This is a genomic window from Nonomuraea sp. GTA35, assembly GCF_041950525.1.
Lineage (GTDB): Bacteria > Actinomycetota > Actinomycetes > Streptosporangiales > Streptosporangiaceae > Nonomuraea.
Genome location: NZ_JBGNUV010000005.1, coordinates 86,973 through 103,378 on the forward strand (window position 1 = coordinate 86,973; position 16,406 = coordinate 103,378).

16 protein-coding genes are annotated in these 16,406 nt (G+C 71.1%); 8 read left to right on the forward strand and 8 right to left on the reverse strand.

All coding sequences use genetic code 11. The features are described 5' to 3' along the window. The first annotated feature begins 269 nt into the window (after positions 1-269). From ACBJ32_RS23645 to ACBJ32_RS23655, 3 genes are all read left to right on the forward strand, one after another. Positions 270-1,019 (forward strand): hypothetical protein, encoded by a 750-nt coding sequence (locus ACBJ32_RS23645; protein ID WP_375128536.1) that lies wholly within the window; start codon positions 270-272, stop codon positions 1,017-1,019. Positions 1,020-1,149: 130 nt separating this feature from the next. Next, complete coding sequence (locus ACBJ32_RS23650) at positions 1,150-1,740, forward strand: SRPBCC family protein (RefSeq protein ID WP_375128537.1); 591 nt, start codon at positions 1,150-1,152, stop codon at positions 1,738-1,740. Positions 1,741-1,896: 156 nt separating this feature from the next. After that, positions 1,897-3,228, forward strand: a complete 1,332-nt coding sequence (locus tag ACBJ32_RS23655; protein WP_375128538.1) for a glycoside hydrolase — start codon at positions 1,897-1,899, stop codon at positions 3,226-3,228. Between the two features lie 39 nt (positions 3,229-3,267). On the opposite strand, the gene ACBJ32_RS23660 is transcribed toward ACBJ32_RS23655, so the two are convergent. The 4 genes from ACBJ32_RS23660 to ACBJ32_RS23675 form a co-directional block, all read right to left on the reverse strand. After that, positions 3,268-4,083, reverse strand: coding sequence for a carbohydrate ABC transporter permease (locus ACBJ32_RS23660; RefSeq protein ID WP_375128539.1), 816 nt, complete (start codon positions 4,081-4,083; stop codon positions 3,268-3,270). Continuing rightward, complete coding sequence (locus ACBJ32_RS23665; protein WP_375128540.1) at positions 4,076-4,978, reverse strand: carbohydrate ABC transporter permease; 903 nt, start codon at positions 4,976-4,978, stop codon at positions 4,076-4,078. The genes ACBJ32_RS23660 and ACBJ32_RS23665 overlap by 8 nt, the downstream gene beginning before the upstream one ends. Before the next feature lie 14 nt (positions 4,979-4,992). Beyond that, the gene (locus ACBJ32_RS23670; protein WP_375128541.1) at positions 4,993-6,246 is read right to left on the reverse strand and encodes an ABC transporter substrate-binding protein; all 1,254 of its coding nucleotides are present in this window, start codon (positions 6,244-6,246) and stop codon (positions 4,993-4,995) included. 81 nt (positions 6,247-6,327) lie between these two features. After that, positions 6,328-7,446: an ROK family transcriptional regulator gene (locus ACBJ32_RS23675; protein ID WP_375128542.1), complete on the reverse strand. Its 1,119-nt coding sequence runs from the start codon at positions 7,444-7,446 to the stop codon at positions 6,328-6,330. Between the two features lie 73 nt (positions 7,447-7,519). On the opposite strand from ACBJ32_RS23675, the gene ACBJ32_RS23680 reads away from it, so the two are divergent. Next, a complete protein-coding gene (locus ACBJ32_RS23680) occupies positions 7,520-8,767 on the forward strand; it encodes a Gfo/Idh/MocA family protein (RefSeq protein ID WP_375128543.1) in 1,248 nt (415 codons plus the stop codon). A gap of 51 nt (positions 8,768-8,818) precedes the next feature. Here the strand turns inward: ACBJ32_RS23680 and ACBJ32_RS23685 are convergent, their stop codons facing one another. Next, positions 8,819-9,412, reverse strand: a complete 594-nt coding sequence (locus ACBJ32_RS23685; protein ID WP_375128544.1) for a TetR/AcrR family transcriptional regulator — start codon at positions 9,410-9,412, stop codon at positions 8,819-8,821. A 68-nt stretch (positions 9,413-9,480) separates the two neighbouring features. On the opposite strand from ACBJ32_RS23685, the gene ACBJ32_RS23690 reads away from it, so the two are divergent. Next, a complete protein-coding gene (locus ACBJ32_RS23690) occupies positions 9,481-10,248 on the forward strand; it encodes an alpha/beta hydrolase family protein (protein WP_375128545.1) in 768 nt (255 codons plus the stop codon). A 1-nt stretch (position 10,249) separates the two neighbouring features. On the opposite strand, the gene ACBJ32_RS23695 is transcribed toward ACBJ32_RS23690, so the two are convergent. The 3 genes from ACBJ32_RS23695 to ACBJ32_RS23705 form a co-directional block, all read right to left on the reverse strand. After that, positions 10,250-11,356 carry a 5-methyltetrahydropteroyltriglutamate--homocysteine S-methyltransferase gene (locus ACBJ32_RS23695; RefSeq protein WP_357871103.1) on the reverse strand — a complete coding sequence of 369 codons (1,107 nt, stop codon included), beginning with the start codon at positions 11,354-11,356 and terminating at the stop codon, positions 10,250-10,252. Positions 11,357-11,359: 3 nt separating this feature from the next. Continuing rightward, entirely contained in the window at positions 11,360-12,799 is a 1,440-nt protein-coding gene (locus ACBJ32_RS23700) for a long-chain fatty acid--CoA ligase (protein ID WP_375128546.1), read from the reverse strand. An 87-nt stretch (positions 12,800-12,886) separates the two neighbouring features. After that, positions 12,887-13,720: a PaaX family transcriptional regulator C-terminal domain-containing protein gene (locus ACBJ32_RS23705; protein ID WP_375128547.1), complete on the reverse strand. Its 834-nt coding sequence runs from the start codon at positions 13,718-13,720 to the stop codon at positions 12,887-12,889. A gap of 59 nt (positions 13,721-13,779) precedes the next feature. On the opposite strand from ACBJ32_RS23705, the gene ACBJ32_RS23710 reads away from it, so the two are divergent. From ACBJ32_RS23710 to ACBJ32_RS23720, 3 genes are read left to right on the forward strand one after another with little or no spacing between them, the layout of a single operon-like run. Continuing rightward, positions 13,780-14,973 carry an ABC transporter substrate-binding protein gene (locus ACBJ32_RS23710; protein WP_375128548.1) on the forward strand — a complete coding sequence of 398 codons (1,194 nt, stop codon included), beginning with the start codon at positions 13,780-13,782 and terminating at the stop codon, positions 14,971-14,973. A gap of 6 nt (positions 14,974-14,979) precedes the next feature. After that, on the forward strand, positions 14,980-15,735 hold the full coding sequence (locus tag ACBJ32_RS23715) for an ABC transporter ATP-binding protein (protein ID WP_375128549.1): 756 nt from the start codon (positions 14,980-14,982) through the stop codon (positions 15,733-15,735). Then, entirely contained in the window at positions 15,732-16,391 is a 660-nt protein-coding gene (locus tag ACBJ32_RS23720; protein ID WP_357871090.1) for an ABC transporter ATP-binding protein, read from the forward strand. Before ACBJ32_RS23715 ends, ACBJ32_RS23720 begins: the two co-directional genes overlap by 4 nt. Positions 16,392-16,406: the final 15 nt, after the last annotated feature.

Consider the following 16,406-nt stretch of genomic DNA (forward strand, 5'->3'; position numbering starts at 1 on the left):
CGTCCTGACCGGAAAAGCGAGGAACTATCCACGAGTCGGGCAAACAGCATTTTGCCCCATTTTCTTGGGATATTCCGGGAGGTGCTTTGGCATACGAACCGGGTTCGAACCGCTTCTGCCGGCGCTGCGGATCACACGTCGGCACCCTGGCCCAGTGTCCGCGATGCCGCGCCCAGCAAGACCCCCAGGAACAGCCCGCCGCCTCCTGGACCCCCGGCCCGGAGCCCGCGCGGCTGCGGCGGGGTCCACCGGCCTGGCGGCGTGCCCCGGTGCTGATCAGCCTGGCCGTGGCCATCCTCGCCTTCGTCCTGACCTGGTGGATCGTGACCGCCAACCCCTCGCAGCCGATCCAGAACACCGGCGCGGGCCAGGGCGTCGCCCCCAGCAGCCCGGAGACCGGCCCGAAGACAGGCCCGAAGACAGGCTCGGAGACCGATCCGGAGACCGGCCCGAAGACAGGCTCGGAGACCGGCCCGGAGACCGGCCCGGAGACCGGCCCGGACGAGCCCGAGGCCGGGGAGACCGGCGACGGCGCGGCCTCGCCCACGCCGGCGACCGGCAGCGCCTCGGGGCGGGCGGCCAGGCAGCAGGCCGAGGCGATCGAGGAGTTGCTGGCGGGCAGCAGCGACGCCCGCTCCAGCCTGCCCGACGCCATCGCCGGCGCCACCCGGTGCGACCGCGACGCCGTGGAGGCCATCCGCGAGATCACCGTCAGCCGCCGCGACCAGCTCGCCACCGCCCAGGCGCTCTCCGTGGGCGCGCTGAAGGGCGGGGCCGGTCTCAAGGACGCCCTGGTCGAGGCGCTCGACGCCTCCCACGACGCGGACGTCGCGTTCCTGGCCTGGGCCGGTCGGCAGGTGGAGTCGGGCTGCGCGGAGCCGGTCGAGGGCGACCGTGACTACCGGCGCGGCCTGGACAGGTCGGAGGCGGCGCAGAAGGCGAAAACGCGTTTCGCGGCGGCGTGGCGCCCCATCGCGGAAACGTACGGTCTCACGCTCTGGAAGCCCGGTCAGATCTGATCTCCGCCATTTCACGTGACCGGAAAATATGGTTGAGTCGGCGAAATAGCGCAATGCCGCACGATCGGCCCATGGTCACGGGTCGCTGATCGAACGTCCCCACCGGCGAAACGAAGGAGTACGCATGTTCATGCCGCGCTCTCTGTTCAGGCTGGCGGCCGGCACGGCGGCGGGTTACCTGCTCGCCGTCCGCCCGTGGCACCTGCGCTGGGGTGCCGACGACCGCGAGGTCCACGCGGACATGCCGGGCGACGACCTCGTCAGGCAGCCGCAGTACCAGGCCACCAGGGCGATCACCGTCGAGGCGTCCCCGGCCACCGTCTGGGCCTGGCTGGTCCGGCTCGGCGGCTACCAGCCCGACTCCCCTCCCCGCCCCGCGACGAGCGGGCACGAGGAGCCACCCGCCCAGGAGGAGCGACAGGGGCTGAAGGTCGGTGACGTGCTGCAGGGCGGGTCCGCCGGCTCCGGGTTCGTGGTGGAGCAGATCGACCCGCCGCAGACCCTGGTGCTGGCCATGCGGAGCGCCGACGCCACCACCACGTGCTCCGTCTCGCTGCGCGACCTGGAGGACGGCAGGACACGGATGATCTTCCGGGTCCGCATCCGCGCGCAGCCGGGCCTGCGCGGCACGACGTACCTCGCGATGCAGGACGTCGGCGACTTCCTCACCGTGCGCCGGCAGATGCTGACCATCAAGGAACGCGCCGAGTCCGTCCCGTAGTGACGCCCCGGCCACGACCGCCCCGGGCTCCGGGGGCGATCGTGCCCGATGGGCCATGGCCTGACGAATCATGGTTGACGGGAACGCCTCCGGACGCTTACGGTTCCGGCGATCGACGAAATATATCGTCACGTATCCGAAATTTTCGGAGGCGCCATGTTGCGAGGACTCGTCGCGATCAGCCTGCTGGGCCTGCCCGCGGTGCAGCCGGCACATCCCGCCGATCCCCCGGCCATCACCGTGAACGAGCGCGTCCGCCACCAGGAGATCGACGGTTTCGGCATCTCCCAGGCGTTCCGGCGCAACGAGCTGCTCGAGGCCCTGCCGGCGGACAAGCAGCGGGAGGTCCTCGACCTGTGGTTCGACCGGAACAAGGGGGCCGGGCTCAGCATCCTGCGGCTCGGCATCGGCTCCTCCCCCGCCGGCAGCCCGTACGACCACATGGTGTCGATCCAGCCCGAGAACCCCGGCGGCCCTGACGCCCCGCCGAAGTACGTCTGGGACGGCGACGACAACAGCCAGGTCTGGGTGGCCAAGGAGGCCCAGCGGTACGGGGTCAAGCGCTTCTTCGCCGACGCCTGGAGCGCCCCCGGCTACATGAAGGACAACGGCGACGACAAGAACGGCGGCACGCTCCTGCCCGAGTGGCAGCGCGCGTACGCGAACTACCTGGTCGCCTACACCAAGTTCTACGCCAGGGAAGGCATCAGGATCACCGATCTCGGGTTCACCAACGAGCCCGACTGGACGGCCACGTACGCCTCGATGCGCTTCACCCCCGAGCAGGCCGCCGAGTTCGTCAAGGTGCTCGGGCCGATCGCCAGGAACACCAGGCTGGTCTGCTGCGACTCGTTCGGCTGGAACGAGGCCAAGGCGTACACGGCGGCGATCGAGGCCGACCCCGAGGCCCGGCGCTGGGTCAAGACGCACACCGGCCACACCTACGCCAGCCCCGTGGACGGCCCGCTCCCGACGGACAGGAAGACCTGGATGTCGGAGTGGAACCCCAACGGCAACACCTGGAACGAGGCCTGGGACGACGGCAGCGGCTACGACGGCTTCACGATCGCGCAGGCCGTGCACGACGCGCTCACGCTGGGCGACGTCAGCGCCTACGTCTACTGGCTGGGCGGCTCGCGCGGCGCGACCAGGGCGCTGCTCCAGCTCGACGAGGTGGCCAGGGAGTACCACGTGTCGAAGCGGCTGTGGGCGCTGGCGGCGTACAGCAGGTTCATCCGGCCCGGCGCGGTCCGGGTGGAGGCGAGCGCGGCCGATCCGGCGCTGAAGGTCTCGGCGTTCCGCAACGCCGACGGCTCGCGCGTGATCGTGGCGCTGAACACCGGCACCGCGCCGGTCACGTGGAAGGGCGTGCACGGGCGGGCGACCGCGTACGTCACCGACAACACCAACGACCTCACCCCGTCCGCCGTGACGGGCCGCACGGTGACGCTCCAGCCGCGGGCGCTCACCACCATCGTCATCAAGTAGCGAACGTGGGCCCGGCGAGAGGCGCAGCTCTCGCCGGACTCAACCCTTCGTCCCGGTGTGGGCGATGCCCTGGATGAACTGCCGCTGCAGGAAGACGAACACCGCGATCACCGGCAGCGAGGCGATCAGCGAGCCGGCCATCAGGACGGGGTAGTCGGTCTGGTACTGGCCCTGGAGCGAGGCCAGCCCGGCCGACAGCGTCATCTTCTCGGGGTCGGTGTTGACCACCAGAGGCCAGAAGAGGTCGTTCCACGCCCACAGCAGCGTGAGGACGGCCAGCGCGACCAGCCCCGGCCGGGCCAGCGGCAGCATGATCGACCAGTAGATCCGCCACGGCCCCGCGCCGTCGAGCCGCGCCGCCTCCTCGATCTCGCGCGGCAGGCCCAGGAAGAACTGCCGCAGCAGGAACACCCCGAACGCGCTGAACAGCCCCGGCACGATGATCGCCTGAAGGCTGTTCAGCCAGCCCAGCGCGGACATGATCTGGTACTGCGGGATCACGAAGAGCTGCGGCGGCACCATGAGCACCGACAGGAACAGGCCGAACAGCAGGTTCCTGCCGGGGAAGCGGAGCCGGGCGAAGGCGTAGGCGGCCATCGAGCAGAACAGCACCTGCCCGGCCACCCGCCCCGCGGCTATCACCACGGTGTTGAGGAACTGCTCGCCGAACGGCAGCAGGTCGAAGACCTTCGCGTAGTTGTCCCAGAGCCCCTCGGGCAGGAACGTCGGCGGCACGGCGGTGGCGCTGCTGAGCGTCTTGAGCGAGGTGATGATCTGCCAGGCGAACGGCGCCACCATCAGCAGCGACGAGATGATCAGCACCGCGTGCACGCCCAGCGGGCGTCGCTCAGACATAGTGCACCCACCTCCGCTGGAGCCTGAACTGCAGGATCGTCAGCACCGCGATGAGCACGAGCAGCGCCATCACGATGGCGGCGGCGTAGCCGCGGTCGTTGGTGACGAAGGCCCGCTCGTAGAAGAGCTGCACGACGGTCTGCAGCCGCGAGTACGCCGGGTTGGCCCGCGCCGCCTGCCCGGACCCGGTCATCACGAAGACCAGGTCGAACAGTTGCAGCGAGCCGATCACCGAGACGATCGAGATGAAGAACGCGGTCGGCGACAGCATCGGCAGCGTGATCCTGAAGAACTGGCGGACGCGGCCGGCGCCGTCCATGGCCGCCGCCTCGTACAGCTCCTTGGGGATGGCCTGCATGCCGGCCAGGAAGATGATCAGGTTGTAGCCGACGCTGCTCCAGACGCCCACCACGATCAGCGCGTACAGGGCGGTGGCCGGGTCGGCGATCCAGTTGGGGCCGTCGATGCCGGCGAGCGAGAGCACCTGGTTGATCAGGCCGTAGTCGCCGTTGTAGAGCCAGCGCCAGAGCATCGCCACCGCGACCGGCATGGTCACCACGGGCAGGAAGAACGCGGTGCGGTACAGGGTCACGCCGCCCAGCCCCGGCCGGTTGAGCAGCGCGGCGAACACGATGGCCAGCGGGATGCCGAGCAGGCCCAGCACGGTGTAGGTGAGCGTGTTGAGCACCGCCTGGCCCACCTCGGGGTCGCCGAACAGGCGGGTGTAGTTCTCCAGGCCCGTCCAGGTGTGCCCGCCGAACGCGCCCCACTCGGTGAAGGAGAAGTAGGCGGTCTGCAGGACGGGCCACAGGTAGAAGATCGCCAGGCCGAGCCCGGTGGGGGCGATGAACGCGTACCCCCACAGGGCCTCGGTCCAGGGTTTGCGGCTCGCCACGTGTTTCCTGCGTGTCATTCCTTGGCCAGCAGGTCGTTCATCGCCGTCGCGAGGTCCGCGGCGGCCTTCTCGACCGGCACCTCACCCGTCCACGCCTTGGTGAGGTGGGTGAGCTCGGCCTCCTGCCAGGCGGCGGTGTTCTTGGAGACGGGGTACGGCACCGCGTACGCGACCGCGTCCAGGAACGTCTGCAGCTTCCACTCGGGGTGGGCCTTCACCCAGTCCTGCTGGGTGCCGTTGTAGGCCGGGATCGGGCCCTTCTTGCCGAGGAGGTCGGCGGCCTGCTTCGAGCCGAGGAACTTGACGAACGCCCACGCCTGCGCCGGGTGCTCGGTCTTGGCCGAGACCACGTTGGCGACGCCGTGGATGATCGTGGCCTGCTTCTCGCCCTTGGGCAGCGGAGCCACGTCCACCTTGTCCTTGGTGTAGTCGTTCTTGCCGAACTCGGCCACGTTCCAGGACCCGCCCCAGTACATCGCCAGCTTGCCGGCCTCGAAGAGCTGGAGCGGGGTGGTGTCGGTCATGGTCTTGAGGTCGGGCGACTGCTTGGCGGCGATGAGGTCGGTCCAGAACTTCAGGCCCGCGATCGTCTTGGGGTCGGCGTAGCCGGACTGCTTGCCGTCCGGGGAGATCACGTGGCCGCCGGCCTGGTAGATCGTGTTGTACTGGTACTCCTGGAAGCTCGTGAGCTGGGCGCCGACGGCGTAGACGCCCTTCTTGGCGTCGGTGAGCCCGGCGGCGGCCTGCTTGAAGTCCGCCCAGGTCCAGTCGTCGGCCGGGTACTTCACCTTGGCGGCGTCGAAGAGCGTCTTGTTGTACCAGACGCCGACCGTGTCCATGTCCTTCGGCAGGCCGTACAGCTTGCCCTCGTAGGTGTAGAGGTCCACCAGGGCCTTGGGGTAGACCGAGGTGTCGACCTGCTCCTCGATCGGCTTGATCACGCCGTTGGAGGCGTAGAGCTGGAAGTTGGGGCCGTTCATCCAGAAGACGTCGGGCGCCGCGCCGCCGCTGACCGCGGCCTTCATCTTCGTCCAGTAGTCGACCCAGGGGGTGAGCTGGACGTCCACGGTGATGCTCGGGTAGATCTTGGTGAACTCCGCGGCCAGTTCCTGCATGACCGCCTGCTGGGTGGCGTCCCAGACGCCGTAGGACAGCTTCACCCACTTCTCAGGCTGCGTGTCCGTGCCGGCCTGCTCACCGCCGCCGCACGCGGAGGCGAGCAGTGCCACGCAGAGGAGCGCCGCACCGCTCCGTGCCGACTTCCACATCTCCCGGTCCTCTCCTAGAACGTGGGAGTAATGATGGAGTCCAGGAAAATTGTTGGCAAGAGTGGCCGTGTTACAGATGTCTCACGGGCGGCTCGCGAGCGGGGTCCGGCCGTCGAGGAGGCGCTCCTCGACGTCGTCGAGCGCGAGGCGGACGGCGCCGAGCACCACGGCCTCGTCGCCGAGCGCCGACATGCGCACCTCGGGGGTGCGGATGCACCAGCGGTCCAGCTCCCGCCTGAGCGGCTCGATGAGCACGTCGGCCGAGCGCGAGAAGCCGCCGCCGACCACCACCATCTGCGGGTCCAGCGTCAGGACCAGCGCGGACGCGCCGAGCGCCAGATCCTTGACGTAGCGGCGCACGGCCGCCAGCGCGGCCTTGTCGCCCTCCCGCGCGGCGGCGAACACGTCGCCGGCCTCGCCGCCGAGGTGCTCCTGGGCGCGGATCCAGCCGAGCACCGGCAGCGCGCCGATCTCGCCGGAGGCGTTGCCGAAGCCCTTGTGCAGCTTGCCGTCGATGACCAGGCCCGCCCCGGTCCGCAGCCCGGCCAGCAGGAAGACCATGTCCTTGGCGTAGCGGGCCACGCCGCGCCAGCACTCGGCCAGCGCGGCGAGCTTGCTGTCGTTCTCGACCAGCACGGGGGCCGGGGCCAGGCGGCGCACGTGCGCGGCCAGGTCCACGCCGGTCCACTCGGGCAGCGCCTCCGACAGCATCACCTTGCCGGCTCCGTCGACCAGCCCGGTCGTGCCGACGCCCGAGGCCCACACGTCGCCGCCGGCCAGCCCGGCCCCCTCCAGGCACTCCGCGACCGCCCGGTCCACCGCCTCCAGCCGTTCGAGCCTGCCCATCGCGGGCGTGACGGTCACGCGGGCGGCGTACAGCACGACGCCGTCGAGGTCGGCGACCACCGCGCGGATCTTGTGCCCGCCGATGTCGACGCCGAGCACCCGGCCCGCGTCGGCCCTGAACCGGTAGCGCCTGGCCGGGCGGCCCACGCCGCCCGCGGTGGCGCCCGCCTCCGCCACCCAGCCCTTCTGCAGCAGCTCGCGCACCACGTCCTCGGTGGAGGCCCTGGACAGGCCGGTGCGCTTGGCGACCTCGGTGAGCGTGAGCGACGGCCGGCCCTGGAGCACCTTGATCACGGCCAGCGCGTTGAGCTGCCGAAGCCGCGACAGGTCGCCGCCGCTCATCTCCGCGGCCATCGGCACCCCTTGCTGTCCGCTTTCTCAGACCGAATAATGATGGTCTCCATGATATTTCTTCGGGGAAGGTTCCATGACTGAGGTGACTCTAGCCGTCGTCGGCGGTGGCCTGCGAGGGCTGACCTACGCGCGCCACGCGCACGCCACGGGCGCGGGGCGGGTGGTGGCGGTGGCCGAGCCCGACCCGGGGCGGCGGGCGGCGTTCGCGGCGGAGTTCGGGATCCGGCCGGAGCAGGCGTACGACGACTGGAAGGAGCTGGCGGCGGCCGGGCGGCTCGCGGACGCGGCGATCATCGCCACCCACGACCGGCTGCACACCGATCCCGCGGTGACGCTGGCGGACCTCGGTTACCACATTCTCCTGGAGAAGCCGATGGCGACGGACGAGGAGGAGTCCGTCATGATCGCCGATGCGGCCGAGCGCAACGGCATCATGCTCGCGGTCTGCCACGTGCTGCGGTACACGCCGTACACGCGGGTGGTGAAGGAGCTGCTGGACTCGGGGCGGATCGGGCGGCTCGTCAGCGTGCAGCACCTGGAGCCGGTGGGATGGTGGCACCAGGCGCACTCGTTCGTGCGCGGGCACTGGCGCCGCCAGGACACCTCGGCGCCGATGTTGCTGGCCAAGGCGTGCCACGACATCGACTGGCTGGTGCACCTGTTCGGCCGGCCGCCCGTCCGGGTGTCGTCGTTCGGCGCCCTGTCGCACTTCCGCGCTTCCGAACGGCCGGCCGAGGCCGCCGACCGGTGCCTCGACTGCCCGCTGGAGCCGTCATGCCCGTACTCGGCGCCGCGGCTCTACCTGGGGTGCCTCGGGGATCCCGGCAGCGAGTTCTGGCCACTGTCGGCGGTCACGCCGGGGCGCACCGAGGAGGCGGTGCTCGACGCGCTGCGCACCGGGCCGTACGGGCGGTGCGTGTACGCGTGCGACAACGACGTGGTCGACCATCAGGAGGTGATGATGGAGTTCGACGACGGGGCGACGTGCTCGTTCACGATGAGCGCGTTCACCCCGATGGAGCACCGCCGCACCCGCCTGTTCGGCACCCACGGCCACATCGACGGCGACGGGCTGAGCCTGCGCGTGGTGGACTTCCGTACGGGCGCCGAGGAGATCGTGCACACGCAGGACCTGGCGGGGCCGTCGGCGGCGGACGGGCACGGGGGCGGCGACGAGGGGCTGACGGACGCCTTCCTCGCCGCCGTAGCCTCGGGCGACGCCTCGCTGCTGCGGTCGGACGCGGCGCAGAGCCTGATGACGCACCGCGTGGTCTGGGCCGCCGAACGCGCCCGCCACACGGCCTCCGTCGTCACGCTCTGAGTACCGCCACGTGCCGGCCCGCGCCCCGGTCAAGCCCCGGGCAAGCACCGGTCAAGCGCGGGACCGGGCCGCCGCCAGCAGGGTGAGCGCGGCCTCGCGGGCCAGCCGCGCGGCGCCGGGCGTGCCCGGGTGCTGGTCGGCGACGACGGTGCAGCCGGTGACCAGGACGAGCCACTGGCGGGCCAGCGCCCCCGGATCGGCCGCCCCCGCCCTGGTGGCGATCCCGGCGAGCAGGCCCAGCCGGCGTTCGAGGTGACGGCCCGCCATGTCCAGCTCGGGCGCCCCGTGATGCTGGGCGGCGGCGTTGAGCAGCGCGCACCCGCGGAACCCGGGCTCGCCGTGCCACTGCGCCAGCGCGTCGAACACGGCGCCGAGCTGGTCGGCAGGCTCCTCGCCCGCCGACTCCACGGCCGCGCGCAGCCACCGCGTCACGCGTTCGCTGCGGGCCTCCAGCACCGCCTCGATCAGGCCCTCCTTGGAGCCGAAGTGCCGGTAGAGCGTCTCCTTCGACACGCCCATGGCGGCGCACAGCTCGGCCACGCCGACACCGTCGAGCCCCCGCTCGTACAGGAGCGGCATGGCCGTCTCGATGATCGCGGCCCGGGTCCGCCCGGGGTCCAGGGTGCTTCCCTTCGGTACAGGCACCCCTAGATGGTACTCATCGGTTCGATTCCTGCTATCGTACCGATCGGTTCGATCTAGGGAGGAACATCATGCGAGCCGCCACCCCCGCCGTGACGTTCGAGAGCGGCGGCGTGACCCTCGCCGGGCTGCTGCACCTGCCGGCCGGGCCGGGGCCGCACCCCGTCGTGCTGCTCCTGCAGGGCTTCCCCGGCAACGAGCGCAGCCTGGACCTGGCCCAGGCGCTGCGATCGGCCGGCTACGCCGCCATCGTCTTCCACTACCGCGGCTCCTGGGGCATGGAGGGCACCTGGTCCTGGGCGAACGTGCTGGAGGACGCCGCCACCGTGGCCCGCGCCGTGCGCGCCGAGCCGTTCGCCTCGGCGCACCGGCTCGATCCGGGGCGGCTGGCGCTGTTCGGGCACAGCGCCGGCGGGTTCGCCGCGCTGATGACCGCCGCCGCCGACCCGTCCGTCGCCGCCGTCGTCTCGGTCTCGGCCTTCGACTTCGGTACGGTGGCCCGCTCCCTCGATCCGGAGTCACGTGCCCGCTACGTCGAGGCGTTCGGGGAGGACCTGCTGCCCCTGCGCGGGACGAGCGGCGAGGCGCTGGTCGCGGAGATGGAACGGGCGGGCGAGCGATGGAGCCTGGCCGGCCTGGCGCCCCGGCTGGCCGAACGGCCGGTCCTGCTGATCGGCACCTCCGACGACCCGGTGACCCCGGCGGCCGTGCACCATCGGCCGCTGGTGACGGCGTACCCGGGGGCCGAGCATCACGAGTGGCACACCGACCACGCCCTGTCGGACCACCGGCAGCGCCTCATCGAGACCGTCCGGGGGTTCCTCGACCGCCACCTGTGAATCAGCCCCACACCTCCCGCGCCGTCTCCACGATCAGCCGGATCTTGGCGAACTGCTGCTCCTCCGTCAGCTCGTTCCCCTCCACCGTCGAGGAGAAGCCGCACTGCGGCGACAGGCAGAGCTGGTCCAGGTCGACGAACTTGGCCGCCTCGTCGATGCGCCGCTTGAGCGCGTCCTTCGACTCCAGCTCCCCCCGCTTGGTCGTCACCAGCCCGAGCACCACCATCTTCCCCGGCGGCACGAACCGCAGCGGCTCGAAGCCGCCCGACCGCTCGTCGTCGAACTCCAGGAAGAACCCGTCCACGTTCAGCTCGTTGAACAGGGCCTCGGCGACGAAGTCGTAGCCGCCCGAGGCGACCCAGGAAGAGCGGAAGTTGCCCCGGCACATGTGCGTGGTGATCGTCATGCCGGCGGGCTTGGCCGCGAGCGCGGCGTTGATCTGCTTGATGTAGCGCAGGTGCAGGTGGTCGGCGTCGTCGCCGCGTTCGGACAGCTCGGCCCGCTGCGACGGGTCGTTCAGGTAGGCCAGGCTGGTGTCGTCGAACTGCAGGTACGTGCACCCCAGCGCGCCGATCCTGCGCACCTGCTCGGCGTAGGCCGCGCTCAGGTCCCGCCAGAACTCCTCCACGTCCGGATACACCTGAGGATCGATCGCGGCGGGCCCGCCCCGGTAGTGCACCATGCTGGGCGAGGGGATGGTCAGCTTGGGCGTGACCCCTTCCGGGGCGCTCTCGCGCAGGAACGAGAAGTCGTCGGCGAAGATCGGCTCGCTCAGCCGGATCCGGTCGTGCACGCGCAGCGCCGCGGGGGTGTACTCGAGGTCCCCCTTCTGGTTGTGGAAGCGCACCGTGATGTGCTCGTCGGCGGCCTGGCCGATGCCTTCGAGCCGGTAGATGAAGTCCATGTGCCAGGACGCCCGGCGGAACTCGCCGTCCGTGGCGCTCTGCAAGCCCGCGTCGCGCTGTTTGCGTACCACGTCCCTGATCGCCGCGTCCTCGGCCTCGCGCAGGGCGTCACCGGTGAGGGTCTGGCGGGCGCGCAGCAGCTCGGCGGGGCGGAGCAGGCTGCCGACGTGGTCGGCGCGGAAGGGCGGTGAGGTACGCATCATGGATCATCCTTCTCCGTAGAGCCTTCTCAGCGGGGCCTTGAGGAGCTTGCCCGCCGCGTTCTTAGGCAGTTCGGCCACGAATTCCAGATATTTCGGGACTTTGAAGCGGGCCAGGCGGCCGTCGAGGTGCTTCAGCAGCTCGTCGGCCAGCCCATCGGACGCCGCCGTCGCACCGGGCCTGAGCACCACCAGGGCCTTGCCCACCTCGCCCCACTTCTCGTCCGGCACGCCGATCACCGCGCACTCGGCGACCGCGGCGTGCTCGTACAGGGCGCTCTCCACCTCGGCGGGATAGATGTTCTCGCCACCAGAGATGATCATGTCCTTGACGCGGTCGGAGATGCGCACGTACCCGTCCTCGTCCGCGACGCCCATGTCCCCCGAGCGGAACCAGCCGTCCGCCGACAGGACCTCGGCGCTCTCCTCCGGGCGCCGCCAGTAGCCGGGCATCACGTTGGGGCCCTGCACGTACAGCTCGCCGGGCTCGCCGGGGGCGGCGGGCGAGCCGCCGGGCGCGACCAGCCGCACGTCGGAGAAGAAGCACGGCACCCCGGCCGTGCCCGCCTTGGCGGCGGAGCGGTCGGCCCCGAGGAACAGCGCTCCCGGCGCGGTCTCCGTCATGCCGTACCCCTGCATGAACGCCAGCCCGCGCTCCTGGTAGGCCTGGATCAGCGGCTCGGGCACCGGCGCTCCCCCGCACAGCAGGTGCCGCAGGCTCGACAGGTCGGCCTCCGCCCAGCGCGGCGACTGCGCGAGGAACTGGAACATCGTCGGCACGCCGGCGATCAGCGTCACCCGCTCGCGCTCGATCAGGTCGAACGCCCGCGCCACGTCGAACGACGGCTCCAGGATGGCCCGCCCGCCCTTGAGCACGGTCGGGATCAGCGCCTGGCCCATCGCCGCGATGTGGAACAGGGGCGCGCCGATCAGCGCCACCTCGTCGTGCGCCAGCGGCACGTCCACGAGCAGGTTGACCGTGTTCCAGGTGAGGTTGGCGTGGGTGAGCATGGCGCCCTTGGGCCTGCCCGTGGTGCCGGAGGTGTACATGATCAGGCACACGTCGTCCTGGCTCACGGGCTCGTCGACCGGCTCGGGCGAGCCGGACGCGAGCAGGGCCTCGTAGTCGGCGGCCCGCAGGTGGCGGCCCGGCAGCCCCTCGCCGTCCCGCTCCTCGCCCAGCACGAGCAGCGCCGGCTCGGCGTCCTCCAGGATGAAGCGCAGCTCCGGCCCGGCCAGCCGCGTGTTGAGCGGCACGAACACGGCGCCCAGCAGCCCCGCCGCGAAGAGCGTCTCCACCAGGGCGGGCTGGTTGGCCCCGAGGAAGGCGACCCGGTCGCCGCGCCGCACGCCGAGCGCGCGGGCCAGCCTGTTCACACGTTCTCGCAGGTCACGGTAGGTGTAGTGACGGTCCTTGTACGACAGCGCGACCCTGTCGGGCGTCATGCGTGCCCTGCGTGCCGGCCACGAGCCAATCCCCTGATTACGCATCGGCGACTCCCGGACCCAAATTAGGCCACTATGCGATGGCTGTCACCGTTCTGCCGAACTTTCCTCGGGAACGGTGTCGAGCAACCCCGCCACGATCCGCCCCGCCTCCGGCGCGAACCGCTCGTGCAGCGTGTGGCAGACCCGCTGCGCCTTCTCCGCGGGCCAGTCGCCCGGCAGGTACCGCAGCGGCAGCCGCGGGTCGGTCCTGATGATCTGCAGCCAGCCGGTGAGCAGCATCAGCGAGCGCGCCAGGTCGTCGGGGGCCTCCGGGGCCGGGTCGGCCCGGTCCCAGCGGCGCAGGAACGCCCGGTACCGCTCGCCCAGGCCGGACAGGTCGTAGGCCTCGCCGACCAGGGCCTGCATGTCGGTGGGCCGGCGCGGCTCGGCGGCGAAGACCTTGACGTTCGCGCCCAGGTCCTCGATCACGCCCGTGGCGTCCACGTCGCCCGGAGCGATCCACAACCCGTTCTGCAACGGCCCGAACCCGGCCCAGACCAGCCGCGAGCGCAGCTCGTGCCGCTGGCGCTGCCACGACTCGGGCAGCGAGAAGCCGATCAGCGTCCACCTGTCGTCGTCGGCGTCGTTGACCACGCCGCTGTGCCAGATGCGCCGCTCGCCGTCCTTGAGCACCTCGGTGCTGGCCGGGGTGAGGCCGAAGTACATGCGCCGGCCCGAGCGCTGCCGGCGCAGCAGCCCGCGGCGCACCATCCGGGTCAGCGTCGAGCGGGTGGCCTCCTCCGAGATCCCCACCTTGCCGAAGGCCTCGATGAAACTCCGCGAGGAAACGCAGATTCCGCGGCCGTATACGTGGTCTCCAAGGAAGGTGAGAATCACCGATTGAGGCCGCATAACAGCTTGTCTCCGGATATTAGGCATTCTATTGACAGCCGTAATGTACCTGCCTACCTTGGGGCCATCCGGCCCAGGAGGTCCTGATGCGCAGGTTTCTTCCGTCCCTGGTCTGCCTGTTGTTATTCACGACGGCATGTAGCGGCGGCGGAGGCGGGTCGAGCGGCGGGCAGGCGGACCGCATCAAGGTGGGCCTCATCGTCTCCTTGACCGGCAACTACACGCCGCTCGGCAGCGAGGACAAGAAGGCCGTGGAGCTGGCCGTCGAGCAGGTCAACGCGCAGGGCGGACTGCTGGGCCGCAAGGTGGAGCTGGTCACCAGGGACGACAAGACCGCCCCCGACCAGGGCATCGTGGCCTACAACCAGATCAAGGGCGAGATCGACGCGCTGATCGGGCCGGTGTTCTCCAACTCGGCGCTGGCGGTCGAGCCGCTCGCGCAGCGCGACAGGATGCCGTACCTGTCGCTGGCCCCGGCGCAGGAGCAGGTCGAGCCGATCAAGTCGTACATCTTCGTCACCCCCGCGCTGTCCAGCATGTACGCCGAGCGCTACCTGCAGTACATCCAGGCCGAGGGCATCAAGACGGTCGCCGTGGCATGGGACTCCAAGAGCGCGTACTCGGTCTCCGGCCACGAGTCCATGGTCGAGCTGGCCCCGAAGTACGGCGTGACGATCGCCGTGGACGAGCCGTACGAGACCACCACCTCCGACTTCAGCGCCCTGTTCACGCACGTGCGCGACTCCAAGGCCGAGGCGCTGGTGTTCTGGGGCTCGGGCGCGCCCGGCGTGACGGCCGCCAAGCAGTACGTGGCCTCGGGGCTCGAGACGCCGCTGTTCCTGACCGCCTCGCAGGCCAGCAAGCTGTGGCTGGAGCCGATGGGCGCCCAGGCCGAGGGCATGACCGTGCAGAGCGCCATCGGCGTGGTCGGCGACCACCTGCCCGAGGGCAAGCAGAAGCAGGTCATCGACCAGATGGCCAAGCCGTTCCAGCAGAAGCACGGCTACCCGCCGCCGCAGTTCGCGCAGGACGGCTACAGCGCCTCGCTGCTGCTGTTCGAGGCCATCAGGAAGGCGAACAGCACCGACAAGACCAAGATCCAGCAGGCCCTGGAGACCATGGACCTGATCACCCCGAACGGCCGCTTCCGCTACTCCCCCACCGACCACTCCGGGCTGTCCCCCGAGTTCATCTCGGTCAACACGGTCAAGAACGGCCAGTTCGTCCCGACCGAATGGGCCAAGGAGCAGCTCACCAAGACCGTCAACGCGCAGGGGTAGGGGCGCGTGCTGACCGTCACCGGGGTCTCGCGCTCCTTCGGGGGCGTCTACGCCGTCCGCGACGTCTCGCTGAGCGTCGCGGACGGCGAGGTCTGCGGCGTCATCGGCCCGAACGGCGCCGGCAAGTCCACCCTGTTCAACCTGATCACCGGGCATCTGGCCGCCGACCACGGCCACATCTCCTTCCTCGGGCAGCGCGTGGACCGGCTCCCCCCGCACCGCCGCGCCCGCCTCGGCATGTCGATCGTCTTCCAGGCCGCCCGGGTCTTCCGCGGCATGACGGTCGAGGAGAACGTCAGGGTGGGCGCGCACGGGCACACGCGGGCCGGGTTCGTCTCGGCGGCGCTGCGGCTGCCCCGGCACCGGGCCGACGAGCGCGAGATCGCCGCCGAGGCCGCCGCCGCCCTGGAGCGCGTGGGCCTGGCGGAGTGGGCGGACCGGCCCGCCGACCGGCTGCCGATCGGCCAGCAGCGGGCGCTGCAACTGGCCCGCGCCCTGTGCGCGCGGCCCCGGCTGCTGCTGCTCGACGAGCCCGCCTCCGGGCTGCGCGGCGAGGAGCGCGAGCGGCTGGCGGCGCTGGTGGAGGAGCTGCGCGCGGACGGGCTGACGATCCTGCTCATCGAGCACGACGTGGCGTTCGTGACCCGGCTGGCCGACCGCGTCGTGGTGCTCGACCTGGGCCAGGTCATCGCCGACGGCCCGCCGGCCGAGGTGCGCGCCGACCCGCTGGTGCTGGCCGCCTATCTCGGACAAGCCTCATGATCGACGTCCAGGACCTGGTGGTCTCGTACGGCACCGCGACCGCGCTCGACCACGTCACGCTCACCGTCGCCAGGGGCGAGATGGTGGCCCTGCTCGGCCCGAACGGCGCCGGCAAGTCGACGCTGGCCAACACCCTGGCCGGGCTGCTCAAGCCCACCTCGGGCACGGTCGGCGTCGGCGGGCGGCTCGCGCTCATCCCCGAGGGCCGCCAGCTCTTCCCCGACCTGACCGTCGCCGACAACCTCGCCCTCGGCGGCTGGCGCTCCGGGCAGCGCGACCCCTCGACCGTGTACGAGCTGCTGCCCCGCCTGGCCGAGCTCTCCTCGCGCAGGGCCGCGGTGCTGTCCGGCGGCGAGCAGCAGATGGTGGCCTTCGGCCGGGCCATGATGTCGCGCCCCGACGCGCTGGTAGTGGACGAGCTGTCGCTCGGCCTGGCCCCCAACGTCACCGCCGACCTGGCCGCGCACCTGGCCGAGCTGAACCGGACCCAGGGGCTGACCGTGCTGCTCATCGAGCAGAACGCGCGGCTGGCCTTCGAGCTGTGCCGGCGGGCGTACGTGCTGGAGTCGGGGCGGGTGGTGACCGAGGGCGAGAGCGCCGAGCTGGCCGGCGACCCGCGGGTGGCCAGCGCGTACCTGGGCGGGGCGATCACATGAGCGGCGGCGGCGAGA